Source organism: Pseudomonas sp. W2-17, from assembly GCF_041060445.1.
Taxonomy (GTDB): Bacteria; Pseudomonadota; Gammaproteobacteria; order Pseudomonadales; family Pseudomonadaceae; genus Aquipseudomonas.
In genome coordinates this window covers 150,845-171,246 of the sequence record NZ_JAUFNS010000006.1, presented here as the reverse complement: position 1 = coordinate 171,246, position 20,402 = coordinate 150,845, and the positions used below count along the sequence as shown (strand labels likewise).

The window sequence follows — 20,402 nt, the reverse complement described above, 5'->3', positions numbered from 1 at the left end:
TAAGCGGACCGACTAGTTCGGCTCACAGCGTCGGTGCGCTTAGATTTCAGCTAGCCAGTCACCGGCTGCCAAGATGCGGCCATTTCAAACGTAAGCAGCTATCTCGCAGCCAGCTTCGTCACTGGCCTGCGCTCGGGACGGTCTTCGGGGCTGGTTGGCAATCCCGTCGATCTCACAACAGGCCGCAAGCTACTGCTGGACTCAGGCAAAACCGATTTTGTGTTGCCGGGCCTGATGCCAATCGGGTGGTCCCGCTTCAAAGCAAGCGACCTGGCCTTGGACAGCGTGCTAGGTCGCGGATGGGTCCTGCCGTGGGAGCAAAGCATGCACCGCAGTGCAGCTTTTTTTAACTCACCGACAACCAGGGCTGCAGCGTGCCCTTTGTCGACATCGAGCCTTCAGCGCCAACGGCGCCTGCGCGTGCATTTGCACTACAACCACCCACTCGGTCGCCTCACCGAGGTCAAACGTATCGTCGGTGACCAAGCGCTCGAAACTTTGGTCACTTATCACTACGACGACAACGGCCAGTTGAGCCAGGTCAGTAATCGCAACGGCGACACTCTGCGTTATTTCAGCTACACCGATGGCGTTATGACGCGGCACAGCACCGCGCTCGGCCTCGCCTGCGAATACCGCTGGGAAACCATTGACGGCCAGCCGCGTGTTGTCGAGCACTGGACCAGCGACGGCGAACATTTCAATTTTGACTACGACTTCAAGGCGCGCACCACCCGCGTCACAGACGTACTGGGTCGCGAGGCGCGGGTTCACTACAACGCCGATCGCCGCGTCACCGCTAGTCGCGACTTCGGTGGTGAAGAGTACGCAATTACGCTCGATGACTTCGGCAACATCGTCGGCTTGACGCTGCCCGGCGGCAACCAGCTGACACTCAAATACGACGAGTACTCGCGCCTGATCGAGGAGGTGGACCCGCTGGGTCGCAGCACGCGCTATCAACATCACCATCTGACCTCAATGGTCAAGCAGGTCAGCTATCCCGACGGGAGTACCTGGAAGGGCCATTACGACAACAAGGGAAACCTGATAGAGGAATACGACGCGCTAGACCAGCGCACCGAGTATTTCCACAACGATGACGGTTTGGTACACACCATCATCGATGCCAACCACAAGTCGAAATTCATCTGGTGGAACAACCACGCACAGGTTGAGAAGTTTCAGGACTGCTCTGGAAAGTGCACCACGTACCATTACAACGAGCGCCTGCAGCTGGTTTCGGTCACTGACGCACTGGGTCAGACCACCGAGCTGGAGCTGAAACCCGCGGGTGAAGGACAACCGCATCAAGCAATGGCGCGATCAGGAATATACCTATGACGCTTGGGGCAACCTGATTGAAAAGCGGTCCGGGCTAAATAAGCTGCAGACGTTCACCTACAACTGCGAAAACCGGCTTGTGCGTGCGGAGACGATGGTTAACAGCCAGGTGCACAGCGTCGGTACGTACCGGTATGACAGCCTGGGTCGTCGGGTTGGCAAGACGTCCGAGATTGAAGGGCGAACCGAGCACAAGCATTTCCTCTGGCAAGGCCTGCGGATGCTCCGTGAGGAAACGCCTTGGCAGAACAGCCTTTATATCTACGAGCCTGGCAACTACGCGCCTCTGGCGAGAGTGGACCTAAACGAAGGCGAAGAGGAGAAAAAGCTTTACTACTTCCACACCGACCAGATCGGCACGCCGCTGGAGATGACGGATGTGTACGGCCAGATTGTTTGGCAGTCAACCTATAAGGCGTGGGGCAAAGTTGAATCGCTTGCCGTGGGTGAGGTGGAGCAGAACCTGCGTTTCCAAGGTCAGTACTTCGACGAGGAGACGGGTCTGCACTACAACACGTTCAGGTATTTTGATCCGGAAGTGGGACGGTTTATAACGCAGGATCCGATTGGTTTGGCTGGTGGCTGGAATCTTTATCAATATGCAAGCAATACGATTGCATGGGTTGATCCGTTAGGGCTTACTCCGTGTATGGGGAAGCCATCACAGCGTAGTGCAGGCGGTACTGGCGCCAAGTACGATCCCGTTAACGGCCAGGGGCTTTATGTGCTAACTGATAAGGGTGTAATAAAATATGTTGGTCGTGGTGATGCCAAGTCGCGTTTGGCTATACATGCGGCTACTGATGGTAAGTCTCATTCAGAGCAGCATATTATTTTTAATAATAATTTGACAAAGGCTGAGGCCAAGTTTCTTGAGCAACAAATCATGGATCTTAATGGTGGGGCTAAATCTACTAACTTTGCAACGAATCTTCTTAATGAAATCAGGTCCTATAGGCCGGCTAACCCTAACTCTGTAAGATATGATGTAGCAGGACATAGCTCCGATTGGGGGGGCAAGGTGCTATCTGACGCATTGAAACAAATTAAGGACATGGGATTATGAAGCTCAAGCAGGCAGTAAATAGTGGTGATTATTTCACGATACCGATGTCTGACGGGAGACAGGCTATCTGTCAGGCGATCTGGATAGGAAAAAATAACTCAGATCCAACTTTCAAGAGAGTTTTCGCGTTCTGTGTTTTGTCCGTGGGAGATAAAAAGCATATTCCTGAAGAAATAAGCTATTTGAGTTTTCAGAATCATAGGGGAACTTTCAAGGTGATTTTTACTGCCGTAGATAAACTTCTTTCTGGAGAGTGGCCAATAATTGGAAGTGGCCCTATAAAAGATCAAAGGCTGGTGAATTTAGAGTTCAATATGGCAGGGGATTTATATCTTTGTGGCGAGTTTGTGAGAAAGCTATCGGGTGAGGAGTATAAAAATTATTTGCTTATGGGGGTCGCCGGGTATGTGTTGGTCGAGAACTATTTAAATCAGTACTGATCGTCGAACGACCGGTAAGCTTTTTAATAAGGTAACGATCAGTTTTCAGCGGGGTTATTGGGCAGGAACCAGTACTCGTCATAGCACGACCACAGGCTGACCTGCGGTGTCAAGATTTTAGGTGGCTCAAGCAAGGGTTTATCGAGTGCGGCACGGTTTGGTACCTTAACATTGATGATGAATTCTTAGGTTGGCTTCGCGTCATTGCCGACATACTGATGATCGTCGCATCGATGGGCAAAGCGTTGGTGTCGGTGGCCAAGCGGGGGTTGGCGCAAGGGTTGGAGACTGCAGGGCTCCTCGCGTCATGCTTCGGCGCTACCTTCTCCACCATCTGCTTCGCGGGCATTTACGAAATCGGCCGGCAGTCGAAAAGTCTTAGTCGATATTATCGGCAATCCGGTCGACATCACGACCGGCCGCAAGCTTCCGCTTAATCCAGGCGAAACAGACTTCGTTCTTCCGGGAATTATGGCTATTGAGTGGTCTCGTACTTACTCCCACGAAATACGATCCGCTCAGCAACCTGACTACGCTGACCTCGCCGACTGGCCAACATCTCAATCACCTCTAACTACGGCAGCGGTCGTCTGCACCAACTGAACCTCGACGGTCTGCTCATCCGTGACATGGAGCGCGATGACCTGCATCGGGAGGTCTATCGGTCCCAAGGCAAGCTAACCAGTTGTTTCGGTTATGACGCGATGGGGCGCAAGAGATGGCAGTTTGCGTCGACGCTACCGGCGGACAAGCTGTCGCAGATCCAGAACCCAGGCATCAACACTTCGCTGCTGGTCGATCATGCGTACAACCCGATTCATCGGCGATATGAATACGATCCGGCAGGCGAACTGGCCCGCACGCTCGACAAACTGCGCGGTGAGATCAAATACGAATATGAGGCCAACGGCCAGCTCCACCGCCGGGATACCGGGCGACTGGTGGACAGCGAAGAGTTCAGATACGACGCTGTGGCCAACCGGCTGAACTTCAATACCAGCCAGTTTGATCAGGTCAAAGATAACCGCATCAAGCAATGGCGTGATCAGGAATATACCTATGATCCCTGGGGCAACCTGATTGAGAAGCGGTCGGGCTTATCCAAGCTGCAGACGTTCACCTACGACTGTGAAGACCGGCTCGTGCGCGCGGAGACGATGGTTAACAGCCAGATGCACAGCGTTGGCACGTATCGGTATGACAGTTTGGGTCGTAGGGTTGGGAAGACGTCTGAGATTGCGGGGAAAACCGAGCACAAGCTTTTTCTCTGGCAAGGCCTGCGGATGCTGCGCGAAGAAACACCGTGGCAGAGCAGCCTTTATATCTACGAGCCTGGAAGCTACGCGCCGCTAGCACGTGTCGACCAAAACGAAGGTGAGGCAGAGCGGACGCTTTACTTTTACCATACCGACCAGCTCGGCACGCCGCTGGAAATGACTAACGCAGATGGCAGCATTGTCTGGCAGGCGACGTATAAGGCGTGGGGTGAGATAGAGTCGTTGGCCGTGAGTGAAGTTGAGCAAAATCTGCGGTTTCAGGGTCAGTACTTTGACGATGAAACGGGGCTGCACTACAACACGTTCAGGTATTACGACCCGGAGGTTGGGCGGTTCATCACACAAGATCCGATAGGGCTACTAGGGGGCATAAATCTCTACCAGTACGTACTAAGCCCGCTGGGCGAGGTAGACGTTTTGGGACTGTGTTCTACAAAGCTCGGTCAAGCGATGGGGCATAAAGTTGGTGATGATATGGCGAATCACCATCTGATCCCGGAGCAGTTAATGAAGGATAAACTCTACGCCGGTATGTTCTCCAAATTGAAAAGCATCGGTTTCAGAAACGACGGGCCGTCGAATGGCATGTTTCTACCTGACAATCCGTCGCTTGCAAAGATTCTCGATCTACCGGGCCACTGGACAAGTCATAAAGAATATACCGCAGCCATTCGCCCGGAATTAGATAAGCTAAACAAGCTGTTTGGACGGGGCGCATTAAGTGATACCCAGCTTGCGCTGGGTATTGGTAACATCCAACGAATAGCTCGGGAGGGCTTAGAGAGCGGAAAATATGCGGTTAATGCAATCACAGGGGGATTAAAGTAGATGGGTCACGAATTTTACATAGTAGAATATGCAGGCGGTTCTAGTGGTTGCCCTATCTATTTGGCTGGGGAAGAGAATTGTGACTGGGAATGGGAGGCTTATGATCCGGATCCGGACAAGTACGTGATCAAGAACACGCATATTTTTCAGTGCACTGACTTAGAAGATGTGGATTTGGATTTTGACTATATTGGATCGCCTAGAGGCTTTGTTTCTCATAAGTTTATCGAGGTCTGTGAGTTTCTAGGTGTTAAATATAGAGAAGTTCCTGTTGAAGTGCGTCTGGCTAATGGTGGAAAGCCAAGTAAAGATTATTTTTTCTATTTGGCAGCAGAGTGGGCTTCGTTGCTGGATGAGGAGAAGTCAGAGTTTTCACTAGAGAGAAATCTCTCCACTGGAGAGGTTGCTGTCAACAAATTTTATCCTGGAGCGCATTGTTATAACTGGATCAAAAAGTTTTCAGTTCGAAGTGGTCTGGATAAGGATTTCTTCTGGTGCTCAGAGTTAATGGAGCATGCATGTAGCCAAAGATTCGTTGATGAATCTCTACAAAAAGGGCTTAAGGGTCTTAAATTTATACCTATTGACGAAAAGTTCATCTATGACCCATGGAGTGAATTGAGGGGTTAAAGTAAATTTTAATAAATTAACGACTCGTTTATGCATTCATGATCCGCTGCTCCGTGAGAATTCAGCTCGCCACGAATGTGGTGAGTTGCTATTCGACTAAAACTGATCCAGCTAGACTCTCGCTGCCACTTGTCAGAACGCCAGCGCCTTATATGTTGTTTGGTTGTTAGTGCAGAAGGGTTAATGAACCCTGTTAAGTTTCTTAAGGCGCACGTTAGCAGTGCAGTGCACTGCACTGTATGGCTACAGGGTTTACTTTTCACTAAGCAATTTTTCTGATTCGATAGCAATCACATAGTTAGGGCCTCAAGATGTCTACTCCAAGTGACCAGCGTCGCGCAGTAGCTAAACATGCTCTTCAAGTTTTCAAAGGTGAGCTAAAAGTTCAAGTCTACTACGACGACGACAATAGAGCATTGTCGGTCGAGTTGCTTACGACGCTTGATTCGGTGCATAAAGGTGTCAAGTCAATTGGGTCCATCGGTCTTTCTGAGATTTCGTTGCTTGACGCAGACGGCGACGAGTTTGGGACTCGTGTGGAATTATGTGCTGCGGCGCTAACCCCCGAAATATATCGGGAGAATGCTGTTGCTTCAGCCGCTTTCTCCATTCAAAAGCGCAAATAAGCTGTGATGCCTGGAGATGTTGTTCCGAACATATTTCAGGACCATCTGCCCGATCCCATTATGCCTCACATCTATTTAACTGTGCCCTACATTTGGAATGATGCTCACTTTCCAGAGCTAAGCTTTAAAAATTTAAAGATTGACTGGTTAGAGTGCGTCGCGATTTATGAGGTTGAAAGAGTATTCATCGAAAAATTTGGTGGTGATGCGTTAGCCAGGTGATGCGTGGCGTGGAAGTTTTCTCCAGATGCTTATGGTGAGTCAGAAGTCCTACTCTAAGGGAGTCGATCTGGCCTAAAGGTGTTTGATCCAAATGAACTCTAAAGATTTATTAGAAAACGCAGACTTTGAAGGATTTGTTAAATCTGGCCACTTTGATCGCCGAACTGCTGAGGTGCTAGCTAAAGCGAAAGTTTTAAATGGCCGACTCCCTATTCCTTTAGATGTAAATAGCTACAACGAAGAGGAGTTGTCGACAATCCGTTCCATAATAGAGTTTCGCGCTAATAACCTAAAATCTCAGGGGCGTGTGCTTAACGGTTCGACAAAGTGTCTGCAATCTCTGAGGGACAAAGATAATTCTGATAAACGGGCTTGGGTAGCGATGAAGGTCCACGAAAATATACTGATTTTTATCGTAAATGTGAGGACTTACGAAATTGACGGATGCATGTCTTTACAAGTTAACGAGCCCGATTAGAGCATGCCGTTAACGGTGTGAAGGTCCCTATTTTATATTGATTCATGAGCGCTGGGCCGCATTCGACGACTGCAGCGCGTTTAACGAGGCTTCTGAGAGTACGTGTTCCATAGAGGACGTCACCAAAAGGACGGTTCAAAGGCAAGAGGTGTGATCTCCCTCGGTGCTTTACGTTCCTGATCGGAGCAATACTGGCGAATCATGCCAGTCTGAGATCAGCTAGTGCTGGCGTGGCTCTCGGTATTACCTGCATTTCACCCGCACGGCCGATGGCAAGTTAACTGACATCAGCGCGACCGGGGGCCTGCGCGTGCATTTGCACTACAACCACCCGCTCGGTCGCCTCACCGAGGTCAAACGCATCGTCGGTGATCAAGCGCTCGAAACTCTGGTCACTTACTACTTCCACACCGACCAGATCGGCACGCCGCTGGAAATGACGGATATCGACGGCCAGATCGTTTGGCAGGCGACGTACAAAGCGTGGGGTGAGATTGAGTCGCTTGCGGTAAATGAGGTTGAGCAAAATCTGCGGTTTCAGGGTCAGTATTTCGACGCTGAGACAGCGCTGCACTACAACACATTCAGGTATTACGATCCGGAAGTGGGGAGGTTTATAACTCAGGATCCGATTGGGCTGTTGGGCGGTAGTAATCTCTATGCTTTCGCGCCTAATACTAATGTTTGGATTGATCCTTGGGGTCTGAGTTGCAGAACAGATTACGTCGGGCGAACTCCAGGAAAAGGCAGCAAAACTGGACGAGAGGCGATTGAGGATATGCGATCCCAAGGAAAAATACGCGGCGAGGGAGAAGGCATGAGATTTAAAGCCTCTGACGAGCAGTGGTATCCAATAAAAGAGGCAGACATGGCATCATAAAACAGATGCAGTCACGTATTGGAATTCTAAGGGCGGATACTATGGAGCTAAGTCTAAAGAGGTGAGGAGCTGGATGTTGGATTCGAAAAACTATGAATTGGATCACTACTCAATTAATCGATCTGCAGGCGCCAAGCTAAATCAGTTGTATCGTCCTCCTGAAAGCATGGTCGGTCCGCACGAAAACTTTAATTACTGAGAATGCTATGGAAGATTTGAGTGTTGTTGATCGTGAGCTGTCTGACGCCATTGTTAATGTCGTCGAGTCAGGTAATCGTTTTGAGTCCGCCGGGAACGGTATTGAATCTTTAAGTAAGTATCGTGAGGCATGGTCCTTGCTCCCTGAACCTAAGAAGAATTGGGATCTGGCTCACTGGATAGCGAGTTGCTTCGCGACCTCATATTTCGCCGCCAAGCAATACGATGAGGCAAAGAGCTGGTCCGTGATTGCTATGGATACTAAACCTCCGCGGGAGACAAGTAGCATTGTAGTATTCGCTAGCGCTTGCTACGAGCTTGGTGAGACTCAACTGGCCTTCGAACATTTCGATAAGGTTTTTAAGTTCGGCAAGAAACGAGCATTCGAAGGTTTCGACAGCAAGTATTTGAATTTTTATCTTGATCATCTCAAAGGATAACCATATGTGTGATCTAGAGGATAATATTTATGCGAAGGTTTCGGAGCTAAGTGAGTTGGGGAACTCACACATGGACAGCGGGATGTATGAATTAGCGTTTGATGACTTTCAAAAAGCCCTTGGGATGCTTACACTTGGTTAAAGGCTGGAACGGCAGATGCTCTCTTTTTTCTAAAAGATTACGAGCTCGCTACTGCGGAGCTGTTTGATGCAATGAATGGGCCCGATGGTGCGTCCAACCCATTCATTTTACTTAGGCTGGGTCAGGTGTTGTATGAGCAGAATAAGCCAAATGCAATAGAGTATTTATGCAGAGCGTACATGATGGAAGGCGAGAAGATTTTTGCAGATGAGGATGGTAAATATATTGCGTTGGTAAAATCTCATCTTGATATTGATTCCTAGCCAGCCGGTATTACGGCGGCGAGCCCTACGCCATGGACCTGGACGAAGCCGGCAACCTGACCGGCATCACGCTACCCGATGGCAATAAGCTGGCGTTCAAGTACGACGACTTCTCCCGCCTGATCGAAGAGACCGATCCGCTGGGCCGCAACATCCGCTACAGACACCACCTCGGTACGAGGTTGGTGACCGAAGCGAGTTATCCTGACGGCAGCGTCTGGAACGCCCGATACGACGATAAAGGCAACCTGATCGCTGAAGTCGATGCACTCGGCCACAAGACGGAGTACCTCAACAGCGACGACGGCTTGCCGCACACCATCATCGACGCCACCCACAAATCCAAATACCTGTGGTGGAACGAACTGGCGCAAGTCGAGCGCTTTCAGGATTGCTCGGGCAAAAACACCTTCTACACCTACGACGATCGGTCCCATCTGGTCGCAGTCACCGATGCGCTGAATCAGACGACAAGACTTCAGCGCAAGCCTGACGGCGAAGTGGTGCGCATTGAGCACCCGGATGGAACGTCCGAATCGTTTACCTACAACGCATTGGGTCAGGTGCTCACGCACACCGATGGCAAGGGTCAGATTACGCGTCTGCTGCGCACGGCGCGCGGACTGCCTGCCAGCCGTCAGGACGCCAAGGGCCAGCGCATCAGCTACGAGTACGACAAGGCGATTCGCCTCACCGCGCTGGTCAACGAAAACAATGCGTCTTATGAATTTGCTTATGACGCTTCGGATCGGCTGATCGAAGAGAAGCGCATCGACAACCTGACGCGCCGGTTCTCCTACAACCTAGGCGGACACCTGACGCGGTTGGATGAAATCGGCTACGGGGATAGGGCAGAGCGGCCACAGCGCAGCACCGAGTTTGAGCGTGATGTGATTGGTCGCCTGCTGGCCAAGGTCAACCAGGATGCGCGGCAGGATTACAGTTACGACGAAGCAGACCGGTTGCTCAGCATTCACCGGCTGCCTTCAGGCATTGGCAAGAAACTGGGCGTTGCGGAAGAGACGCTAGACTTCAGCTATGACCTGCTAGGTCGTTTGGTAAAAGAAACTACATCTCAAGGTGCGCTGGCTTACGAATACGATCCGCTCAGCAACCTGACCACGCTGACCTTGCCGACAGGCCAACACCTCAATCACCTGTACTACGGCAGTGGCCACCTGCACCAACTCAACCTCGATGGATTGTTGATCAGCGACATGGAGCGCGACGATCTGCATCGAGAGGTCTACCGCTCTCAAGGCAAGCTGACCAGTTGCTTTGGTTACGACGCGATGGGCCGGAAGAGTTGGCAGTTTGCGTCGACGTTGCCTGCTGAGAAGCTGTCGCAGATCCAGAACCCAGGCATCAACACCTCGTTGCTGGTCGATCATGCGTACAACCCCATTCATCGGCGTTATGAATACGACCCGGCGGGTGAACTAGTCCGCACGCTGGACAAACTGCGCGGGGAGATCAAGTACGAATATGAAGCCAACGGCCAGCTGCACAGCCGAGACACCGGCCGCCTGGTGGATAGCGAAGAGTTCCGATATGACGCTGCGGCCAACCGGCTGAACTTCAATACCAGTCAGTTCGACCAGGTCAAAGACAACCGCATCAAGCAGTGGCGCGACCAGGAATATACCTACGACGCGTGGGGCAATCTGATTGAAAAACGGTCGGGTTTGAGCAAGCTGCAGACGTTTATGTATGACTGCGAAAACCGACTGGTGCGTGCTGAGACGATGGTTAACAGCCAAGTGCACAGCGTTGGTACGTATCGGTATGACAGTTTGGGGCGTCGGGTTGGAAAGACGTCTGAAATTGCGGGACAAACCGAGCACAAGCATTTTCTCTGGCAGGGCCTGCGGATGTTGCGCGAGGAGTCGCCGGGACAGAGCAGCCTCTACATCTACGAGCCAGGCAGCTATGCGCCACTTGCCCGGGTTGACCTAAGCGAAGGTGAGGCAGAGCAGAAGCTTTACTACTTCCATACCGACCAGATCGGCACGCCGCTTGAGATGACTGATGTCGACGGCCAGATCGTCTGGCAAGCTACATACAAGGCGTGGGGCGAGGTCGAAACGCTTGCCGTGAGTGAGGTTGAGCAGAACCTGCGTTTCCAAGGCCAGTACTTTGACGATGAAACGGGCCTGCACTACAACACATTCAGGTATTACGATCCGCAGGTTGGGCGTTTTATTACGCAGGATCCGATTGGGTTGGATGGGGGGACGAATCTATATAAATATGTCCCGAGCCCGACAGGTTGGATCGACCCTTGGGGGTGGGAATGCTGGTCAACTGCACGGAAAAATTACTGGAAAAATACGGCAACTGAAGAAATGAGTAAGCCCGTTTCCATCTATTCTCCGCGAAATCTAGCAGCAATGGCCGGGGGGCAGCCGCCGAACATAACTGCAAAAATAAGAAACCTGAAGACGGGTAAGGTAAGTGTTAAAGACTTACCCTACGAACTGCATCACACAGATGTTCCACAGCGTGTTGGCGGCGAAGGTGTACATGGTAGTTCTAACCTGACTGAGGTTGATCGCTGGCAGCATGCCGCTGTGGACAAGTTTAGGCACGCAGGTTCCGAATTGTTGGAAGTGATTAAGGGAGTGAACTCATGGTAGATGTGGATAAGAGCTATATTTTATTTAGTTCAGTGGTCATCGAGATTGCATCGAAAAAGTTCAATGCCGGAGTCAGTCATGAGGAAGCTGAGCCGTTTGTAAAAGCGCTGTATGAAAAATATATTGGTTTGAATTTGCCGCAGCCGGATTTGACGTGGATTTCGGCAACGCCCAAGTCAGCAAAAGCTTGGGTTGCAGATGAACTAGAGGGCAAGTTCGCTAGTTACGGACAACGCCCTCGTTGGCTCCACCAACCAAGTTGGCGATATTTAGATGGTGTGCCAATGTCATTTGTACACCAGTTCTCTGTCGAGGCTGGAGGGGATGATTATTTTGGTGGAGTCATGACGTATGTCTTTTTTGGAAGAAATTTTATCGGGGGGGAGGATTGGGAACTCGTCGTAAAAATGGTTCAACAAGATGAAGATGAGGCCGGTTCCACTTTCCTATAGTGTCACTGCGAGAAGGGTTATCCCCCGACTAATCAAGGCCGGCCGGCAGACGGGCATGAAAGCCATCATGCCGTGCGTCATGAAATTCACCGCAGGGTTCGTTGCGGGCGAAGTTCCCAGTCGCTACGTCGTCGGCCCGGCCATCGAAGGTGCTGTCGGGGGGCTGACCGGTAATCCAGTTGACCTGACAACCGGACGTAAGGTCATTCCCGATGAAACCGACTTCAGCCTGCCGGGCCTGATGCCGATTGAGTGGTCCCGCTTCTATGCTAGCGATCTTGCGGTTGAAAGTCTTCTGGGACGAGGTTGGGTGCTACCCTGGGAACAAAGCCTGCGCCGCAGTGGGAGCTTTGTTTACCTCACCGACAACCAGGGCCGCGGCGTGCCTTTTGTCGACATCGAGCCTGGCGAAAGTGTCTACAACCCCTACGAGCAGATCTATCTGGTCCGATCGCCCGGCGGTCACTACCTCCTGCAAACCCTCGATAACACCTTCTTCTACTTCGGCGAAGTGCCGGACGACAACACGCATGCACCCTTGCAACGGCTGGAAAATGCGCTCGGGCATTACCTGCATTTCTCCCGAACGGCCGACGGTACGCTTACCGACATCAGTGCCCCCGGCGGGGTGCGGGTGCATTTGCACTACGACGATACTTTGGGCCGCCTGACTGACGTCAAGCGCATAGTGGGCAATGAGGCCGTCGAAACCCTCGTTCAGTATCGCAACAGCGACGACGGCCAGTTGAGCGAAGTGATCAACCGCAACGGCGATACGATGCGCCGCTTCAGTTATGCCGAAGGCGTGATGGTCAGCCACAGCAACGCATTGGGTCTGAGCTGCAACTACCGTTGGGAAACCATCGACGGCCAGCCGCGGGTGATCGAGCACTGGACCAGCGATGGTGAGCACTTTCATTTTCGCTACGACTTCGCGCAGCGCACGTCCTGGGCGGTCGACGTGCTGGGCCGTGAGCTTGAAGTGCATTACAACGAGGACCGCCTTGTCATCGCCAGCCGCGATTATGGCGGTGAACGCTACGCCATGGACTTGGACGAAGCCGGCAACCTGACCGGCATCACGCTACCCGATGGCAACAAGCTCGCGTTCAAGTACGACGACTTCTCCCGCCTGATCGAAGAGACCGATCCGCTGGGCCGCCAGATCCACTACAAACACCACCTCGGTACGACGCTGGTGACCGAAACCACTTTCCCCGACGGTAGTGTCTGGAAAGCCCGATACGACGATAAAGGTAACCTGATCGCTGAAATCGATGCACTCGGCCACAAGACGGAGTACCTCAACAGCGACGACGGCTTGCCGCACACCATCATCGACGCCACGCACAAATCCAAATACCTGTGGTGGAACGAGCTGGCGCAGGTGGAGCGGTTTCAGGATTGCTCTGGCAAAAGTACGTTTTATACCTACGACGATCGGTCTCATCTGTTCGCCGTCACCGACGCGTTGAATCAGACGACGCGACTTGAGCGCAAACCCGACGGCGAAGTGGTGCGCATCGAGCACCCGGATGGAACGTCCGAATCGTTTACTTACAACGCATTGGGTCAGGTGCTCACGCACACCGATGGTAAGGGTCAGATTACGCGTCTGCTGCGCACGGCGCGCGGACTGCCTGCCAGCCGTCAGGACGCCAAGGGCCAGCGCATCAGCTACGAGTACGACAAGGCGATTCGCCTCACCGCGCTGGTCAACGAAAACAATGCGTCTTATGAATTTGCTTATGACGCTTCGGATCGGCTGATCGAAGAGAAGCGCATCGACAACCTGACGCGCCGGTTTAGCTACAACATCGGCGGGCATCTGACTCAGATTGAGGAAATCGGCTACGGCGACAGGGCAGAGCGGCCGCAGCGCAGCACCGAGTTTGAGCGTGATGTGATTGGCCGCTTGCTGGCTAAGGTCAACCAGGATGCGCGGCAGGATTACAGTTACGACGAAGCAGACCGGTTGCTCAGCATTCACCGGCTGCCTTCAAGCATTGGCAAGAAGCTGGGCGTTGAGGAAGAGACCCTCGACTTCAGTTATGACCTGTTAGGTCGTTTGATCAAAGAGACCACGCCGCAAGGTGCGCTTGCCTACGAGTACGATCCGCTTAGCAACCTGACCACGCTGACATTGCCGACGGGTCAGCATTTGAATCATCTGTACTACGGCAGCGGCCACCTGCAACAGCTCAACCTCGATGGATTGTTGATCAGCGACATGGAGCGCGATGACCTGCATCGCGAGGTCTATCGGTCCCAGGGCAAGCTAACCAGTTGCTTCGGTTACGACGCGATGGGGCGTAAGAGCTGGCAGTTCGCATCGACGATACCTGGCGAAAAGCTCTCGCAGATCCAGAACCCAGGCATCAACACTTCGTTGCTGGTGGATCATGCGTACAACCCGATACATCGGCGCTACGAGTACGATCCCGCGGGAGAGCTGAGCCGCACGCTCGATAAGCTAAGCGGTGAGATCAAGTACGAGTATGAACCCAACGGCCAACTGCACAGCCGTGACACCGTCAAACTCGTCGATAGCGAAGAGTTCCGGTATGACGCTGCGGCCAACCGCCTGAACTTCAACACCAGCCAGTTCGATCGGGTCAAAGACAACCGCATCAAGCAATGGCGCGATCAGGAATATGCCTACGACTCCTGGGGCAACCTCATTGAAAAGCGCTCAGGGCTGAGCAAGCTGCAGACGTTTACGTATGACTGCGAAAACCGGCTTGTGCGTGCGGAGACGATGGTCAACAGCCACGTGCATAGTGTTGGCACGTATCGGTATGACAGCTTGGGTCGCCGGATTGGCAAAACGTCAGAGATCGAAGGGCGAACCGAGCACAAGCACTTCCTCTGGCAAGGCCTGCGGATGCTGCGTGAGGAAACGCCTTGGCAAAGCAGCCTCTACATCTACGAGCCAGGAAGCTATGCGCCGCTAGCACGGGTCGACCAGAGTGAAGGTGAGGATCACCGAAAGCTTTACTACTTCCACACCGACCAGATCGGTACGCCGCTGGAGATGACGGATGTCGACGGCCAGTTTGTTTGGCAGGCGACGTACAAGGCGTGGGGGGAGATCGAGTCGCTTGCGGTAAGTGAGATTGAGCAGAACCTGCGGTTTCGAGGACAGTACTTTGACGATGAGACGGGCCTGCACTACAACACGTTCAGGTATTACGATGCGGAGGTGGGTCGGTTTATTACGCAGGATCCCATTGGAATAGGCGGCGGGGTAAACCTTTATCGCTATGCCACAAACCCGATTGCTTGGATTGATCCTAAGGGGCTGGCATCCCTCTTTGAGCTAGGTACCTACGGTGAATTAAATGGTCCCACTCATATCGGGGACGGTCTGCAGGCCCATGAGCTCCTGCGCCATGAATATCTTGTGCAGCAAAATCTTGCCGAGAAAGGATCGAGATTGGCAGGTAACCCCTCGATCGCGCTCGATTTGGACCATCACACTAGGGGACCCCTCAAAGACACAAGAGGTGTTGGCGGAACGCATTGGCATGAAACACAAATTCGAGAGAGCCAAGGGCTGGGTCGGAATGATTTCGCACCATCCCTGAAACGCGAGCTTGATATCACATCAGGCGCGCTTAGGAAAAGCGGAGTTCCGAGTTCTAGGGTTAAGCAGCTTAAAAAAATGGCGAAGAAATTTCACAGTAGTCTTAACAGTTGTGGGTGAGGTCTATATGGTAGAAGTTAACGGGATTGTGGTGCTGCCTGAGTCAAAGCATGGATCAGATCGTTATTCTGGAATTGTCCTCGGAGGCGATAGAGCCAATGTAGATTATTGGCCTTCGAATCCGGATGGAGAGCCACTGCTGTTGGTGGCCACCATTGAGTGTGCATTGCTAAAGAAAACAACGGCGATCACTGCCTTGCCAAATACAGGCTTTCTATCCATATTTTCAACGTATAGCACCACTGAATATTTCTTGGAGAATATCACTTATTCTGGTGATCCTTCTGAGTTAGAGGCTATCAAAGCTGGCTACACAGCAGTCGTGTTTAGTGAAGGTGAAGCCCAGCAGTCTAGCCCGGTGAGTTCAGTTCCGGTCACCGTAACAAGGCTGGAGAACAGGGAGGTGTCAGAAGACGCATTCCCGGTGTTTTCTTTGTGTTCGTCGACGCCTCCTAACGGATTAGAGGTCCCAGCCGATATTGCTAACGAATACGAATTCGTGCTGCAACTGTACTCCGCAGACTTTCCGGATCCTTTCAAGGACATCTTTTACTTATCTGATGCGCTCGGTTACCTTTTTTTGAATAAGAACGGCTCAGGTGAGGGTTTGTTTTTTGTTCAGAGCGCGTAACCCACAAGTGTGGCGTGAATTTTCGTGAATACATGTGCGGGTTAGCATGGGGAGTGATTTATTTCAAAAGGTCTTAAAAGAATTCAGCAGTGAGCGCATTGGAGCTGGTCGCGGTTTTTTCCAATGCGCGCGTCACTGCCGATATCAAAACTGTTTCTTATGACTAAGTCGGTGACTCCGATAAGCACTACAGCAAATTCATAAGTAAATAAGTTTAAGAACGTCTTGCCTACGAAAGGGGGGCTAAAGCGGCGTGGAAGACGCCAAAGGTCAGCGCATTCGCTATGAGTACGACAAAGCGATTCGGCTGACGGCACTGGTCAACGAAAACAATGCGGCTTATGAGTTTGCCTACGATGCGTCGGATCGCCTGATCGAAGAGAAACGCATCGACAATTTGACGCGTCGGTTCAGCTATAACCAGGGTGGGCATCTGACGCGGCTGGATGAAATCGGCTACGGCGACCGGGCAGAGCGGCCGCAGCGCAGCACCGAGTTTGAGCGTGATGTAATTGGCCGCTTGCTGGCAAAGGTCAACCAGGATGCGCGGCAGGATTACGTTTATGACGAAGCGCATCGGTTGCTCAGCATCCATCGACTGCCTTCGAGCATTGGCAAGAAACTGGGCGTTGAGGAAGAAAAACTCGACTTCAGCTATGACCTGTTAGGTCGTTTGGTAAAAGAAACCCACGCCGCAAGGTGCGCTGACATACGAGTACGATCCGCTAAGCAACCTGACCACGCTGACCTTGCCGACTGGCCAACACCTGAATCACCTGTACTACGGCAGTGGTCACCTGCACCAACTCAACCTCGATGGAATGCTCATCAGCGACATGGAGCGCGATGATCTGCATCGGGAGGTCTATCGGTCCCAAGGCAAGCTCACCAGTTGTTTTGGTTATGACGCGATGGGTCGCAAGACCTGGCAATTTGCGTCGACTATCCCGGCGGAAAAGCTGTCGCAGATCCAGAATCCAGGCATCAACACTTCGTTGCTGGTGAATCATGCGTACAACCCGATTCATCGGCGCTACGAGTACGATCCCGCGGGAGAGCTGAGCCGCACGCTCGATAAGCTGCGTGGCGAGATCAAGTACGAATATGAAGCCAATGGCCAACTGCACAGTCGTGATACCGGTCGTTTGGTCAATAGCGAAGAGTTTCGCTACGACGCTGCGGCCAACCGCCTGAACTTCAACACCAGTCAGTTTGATCAGGTCAAAGATAACCGCATCAAGCAATGGCGTGATCAGGAATATACCTACGACGCGTGGGGCAACCTGATTGAAAAGCGGGTTGGGCTGAGCAAGCTGCAGACCTTTACCTACGATTGCGAAAACCGCCTCGTGCGTGCTGAAACGATGGTCAACAGCAAGGTGCATAGTGTTGGCACGTACCGGTATGACAGCTTGGGTCGTCGGGTCGCGAAGACGTCTGAGATTGAAGGGCGAATCGACCACAAGCAGTTCCTCTGGCAAGGCCTGCGGATGCTGCGTGAGGAAACGCCTTGGCAAAGCAGCTTCTACATCTACGAGCCAGGAAGCTATGCGCCGCTAGCACGGGTCGACCAGAGTGAAGGTGAGGATCAGCGAAAGCTTTACTACTTCCACACCGACCAGATCGGCACGCCGCTTGAGATGACGGATGTCGACGGCCAGATCGTGTGGCAGGCGACGCACAAGGCGTGGGGGGAGGTCGAAACGCTTGCCGTTAATGAGGTTGAGCAGAGTCTGCGTTTCCAAGGTCAGTACTTTGACGAAGAAACCCACCTGCACTACAACACTTTCAGATATTACGACCCGGAGGTTGGACGGTTTATTACCCAGGATCCGATTGGGTTGATCGGCGGCGACAATCTTTACCGTTACGCCCCAAATGCGATCACGTGGGTTGATCCTTCGGGATTGATGCCGTTGGGCAATCCTGTGTTATTGGGGCACCATATGGTTCCGCACGCTGTCGCCACCAAGCTGGGAATCGCTCCTTTCAACTCTCTCCATAACGTGCCCTCAATGTATTGGTTGCAACCGGGACAATGGAACAAGGTCGAGCACAGTGGTATGCATGGCTACAATAACATGGGAGCTAATACTAGGCCGCTCGTCACCGCAGATGCTGTGAGGGCGAAAGGCTTGACGAACGATGGTTGGCTCAAGTCGCTGGAAACTCATTATAACAATCCAGAAATTGCACACCTTAGAGGTGATGTAAGAATTATCGAAAACGGGCGGCCCGGTAAGATTCTCGCGTCAAATGTATCGCCATCCCAAGCTTGGGAGGCAACAAAACAATGGGCGAGAAGTAAAGGGTTTGCCATGGGGGGGTGTAGTTGATGTTAAGCTTTGAAAGTAAGTATCTTACGTTGAACGATTCAAGGGTTGTCGCGAATGCAACTATAAGTTTAGGCGCCACTTCAATAAATCTTCGTGATTATGACTTCTCACGATTTTCAGAGGAGCAGCGTAAAGTCATTTTTCGATGGACCAGAAACGTGGATTTCTTCGATTACGGTCCGACATTCAAGTCCACGTTATTATCAAAAAAACAAGTTGTCATAAATCTGTCGTCTATAACTGAAACTATTTCTATTGAGCTTGCCGGCGAGCGAGTTACTCTCGACTCGACACCATTACCCGCTGGCATCTATCACCTAGATTTGGCTATTTACTTGGATAGGCCATTGGAGGCGTTAGGTGAGGTGCCCGATCATATTAAGCCCATGCTTCAATACAGTGAGATCGTCAACGTAACTGCAGTGCTTTCTGAACTAGATAAGGCTCCGTCAGAAATTGAACGTTATCCGGGGCCCGTGTACGATGGGGCTGCGCGGCTTGGTTTTTTTCTGGCTGATATAGATAAAATGGATGCCTTCATTAAACAAAATCTTTCTGGTGAGATAATTGATCTGCAGAGAGAATTTTGTGAGACGGAAATTGCTAATTATCTATTTGAAGCAGGTTTTCTAGTATTGGTATGGGGTATGACTCCGTGGCACTACTATATTCACGGGCTTGCTAGGTGCGAGGATGTTGATCTCGTTCCGAATGTGCCTTTACCTCAGTTCAATGGTAGATATAAGGTCAGGGACGATATCCAGGAGCTTAGCGTTGTCCCCGGCGAGCAATTGCTGAATTGGCCATCATGTCGGACGCAAGAATGGCCAAAAATAGCGCTGCCAGGCAGTGGTGAATCTGTGTCAGTAGATGTTCACTTAAGGGGTTTTGATCCCATCCCTGGCGAATTTGGACCATTACTTGCGGTGATTACAGTTCAGCGAACAGATGCTGATCCAGAGATCGCACCGCTTCTTGCGGTAGACATCGAGAGCGTGGAGGCAGAACCCGGATATTAATTTGCTAGAGCCGTCGTGGGTTATTCAGATTGGGCGGCTGCGCTTCTATGCGCCGTACGGTCTAGTTACAGCGATGGACAACGCTAGCACTTGAAACTATCGGTACTCTGAAGTCTACGAATAGACTTGATCGTAATCCCCACGGTTAAGTGCTGCGCATCGAACATCTGGACAGCACCGCCTAGTCGTTCACCTGCAAAGCACTTGGCCAAGCCTGACGCACCCGGTGGCAGAGCTCATATCACGCGGCTGTTGCGTACGGCACGCGGTTTAGCCTCCTGCCGGCAGGACACTAAGGGCCAGCGCATCAATTACGGGTACGACAAAGCCATTCGCTTCACCGCACTCGGCAACGAAAAAAACGTCACGTACAACTTCGAATATCACGCCCCCCGACCGCCTGATTGAAGAGAAGCTTATCGACAACTTGATGCGCCAATTCAGCTACAGCGTCGGTGGTCACCTAACACGTGTCCATGAAATTACGCTGCTGCATCGGTTTCGTTTACCGGACCGATAACCAGAGTCGCACCGTGCCGTTTGTGGGTATCAACCCTGGTTAGCGCATATATAACCAACACGAGCAGATTTTCCTCGTCCGCACCGAGGGAGGCCACTACCTGCTGCAGACGCTGGATAACGTCTTTTTTTACTTCGGCGAAGTGCCCGAAGACAACACCTCAGTAGGTCACGATCAGTTTTCTGAAGCTATTGCGAATAAGTTAGCAATGAGCGGAAGATTTAAAGATGTGTATTTAAATCGTAGCTATAACTTTGCAAAAGGCCCC

The 20,402-nt window shown here is 51.8% G+C and carries 10 protein-coding genes and 7 pseudogenes; all 17 read left to right on the top strand.

What is annotated here, in order from left to right:
• Nucleotides 1-147 precede the first annotated feature (147 nt).
• Nucleotides 148-1,984 (top strand): annotated as a pseudogene (locus QWI20_RS09725) (RHS repeat domain-containing protein); the annotation flags it as partial.
• A 422-nt stretch (nucleotides 1,985-2,406) separates the two neighbouring features.
• Nucleotides 2,407-2,850 carry an Imm26 family immunity protein gene (locus QWI20_RS09720; RefSeq protein WP_369305277.1) on the top strand — a complete coding sequence of 148 codons (444 nt, stop codon included), beginning with the start codon at nucleotides 2,407-2,409 and terminating at the stop codon, nucleotides 2,848-2,850.
• A gap of 288 nt (nucleotides 2,851-3,138) precedes the next feature.
• Nucleotides 3,139-3,309: pseudogene (locus QWI20_RS09715) on the top strand (hypothetical protein); the annotation flags it as partial.
• A 46-nt stretch (nucleotides 3,310-3,355) separates the two neighbouring features.
• Nucleotides 3,356-4,955 (top strand): annotated as a pseudogene (locus QWI20_RS09710) (RHS repeat-associated core domain-containing protein); the annotation flags it as partial.
• Nucleotides 4,956-5,585, top strand: coding sequence for a hypothetical protein (locus QWI20_RS09705; protein WP_369305276.1), 630 nt, complete (start codon nucleotides 4,956-4,958; stop codon nucleotides 5,583-5,585).
• Nucleotides 5,586-5,896: 311 nt separating this feature from the next.
• Complete coding sequence (locus QWI20_RS09700; protein ID WP_369305275.1) at nucleotides 5,897-6,211, top strand: hypothetical protein; 315 nt, start codon at nucleotides 5,897-5,899, stop codon at nucleotides 6,209-6,211.
• A gap of 6 nt (nucleotides 6,212-6,217) precedes the next feature.
• Nucleotides 6,218-6,433, top strand: coding sequence for a suppressor of fused domain protein (locus QWI20_RS09695; RefSeq protein ID WP_369305274.1), 216 nt, complete (start codon nucleotides 6,218-6,220; stop codon nucleotides 6,431-6,433).
• A 91-nt stretch (nucleotides 6,434-6,524) separates the two neighbouring features.
• A complete protein-coding gene (locus QWI20_RS09690; protein ID WP_369305273.1) occupies nucleotides 6,525-6,911 on the top strand; it encodes a hypothetical protein in 387 nt (128 codons plus the stop codon).
• Nucleotides 6,912-7,308: 397 nt separating this feature from the next.
• Nucleotides 7,309-7,623, top strand: a pseudogene (locus tag QWI20_RS09685) (RHS repeat-associated core domain-containing protein); the annotation flags it as partial.
• Between the two features lie 223 nt (nucleotides 7,624-7,846).
• Nucleotides 7,847-7,990: pseudogene (locus QWI20_RS09680) on the top strand (type IV secretion protein Rhs); the annotation flags it as partial.
• 7 nt (nucleotides 7,991-7,997) lie between these two features.
• Nucleotides 7,998-8,429, top strand: coding sequence for a hypothetical protein (locus QWI20_RS09675; protein WP_369305272.1), 432 nt, complete (start codon nucleotides 7,998-8,000; stop codon nucleotides 8,427-8,429).
• A 401-nt stretch (nucleotides 8,430-8,830) separates the two neighbouring features.
• A pseudogene (locus tag QWI20_RS09670) lies at nucleotides 8,831-11,470 on the top strand (RHS repeat-associated core domain-containing protein); the annotation flags it as partial.
• Nucleotides 11,464-11,922 (top strand): hypothetical protein, encoded by a 459-nt coding sequence (locus QWI20_RS09665; protein ID WP_369305271.1) that lies wholly within the window; start codon nucleotides 11,464-11,466, stop codon nucleotides 11,920-11,922. The pseudogene QWI20_RS09670 and the gene QWI20_RS09665, both read left to right, overlap by 7 nt.
• A gap of 55 nt (nucleotides 11,923-11,977) precedes the next feature.
• Nucleotides 11,978-15,628, top strand: a complete 3,651-nt coding sequence (locus QWI20_RS09660) for an RHS repeat-associated core domain-containing protein (protein WP_369305270.1) — start codon at nucleotides 11,978-11,980, stop codon at nucleotides 15,626-15,628.
• Between the two features lie 7 nt (nucleotides 15,629-15,635).
• Complete coding sequence (locus QWI20_RS09655; RefSeq protein ID WP_369305269.1) at nucleotides 15,636-16,259, top strand: DUF1963 domain-containing protein; 624 nt, start codon at nucleotides 15,636-15,638, stop codon at nucleotides 16,257-16,259.
• 256 nt (nucleotides 16,260-16,515) lie between these two features.
• A pseudogene (locus tag QWI20_RS09650) lies at nucleotides 16,516-18,166 on the top strand (RHS repeat-associated core domain-containing protein); the annotation flags it as partial.
• Between the two features lie 587 nt (nucleotides 18,167-18,753).
• Nucleotides 18,754-19,614 (top strand): hypothetical protein, encoded by an 861-nt coding sequence (locus QWI20_RS09645; protein WP_369305268.1) that lies wholly within the window; start codon nucleotides 18,754-18,756, stop codon nucleotides 19,612-19,614.
• Nucleotides 19,615-20,402 lie beyond the last annotated feature (788 nt).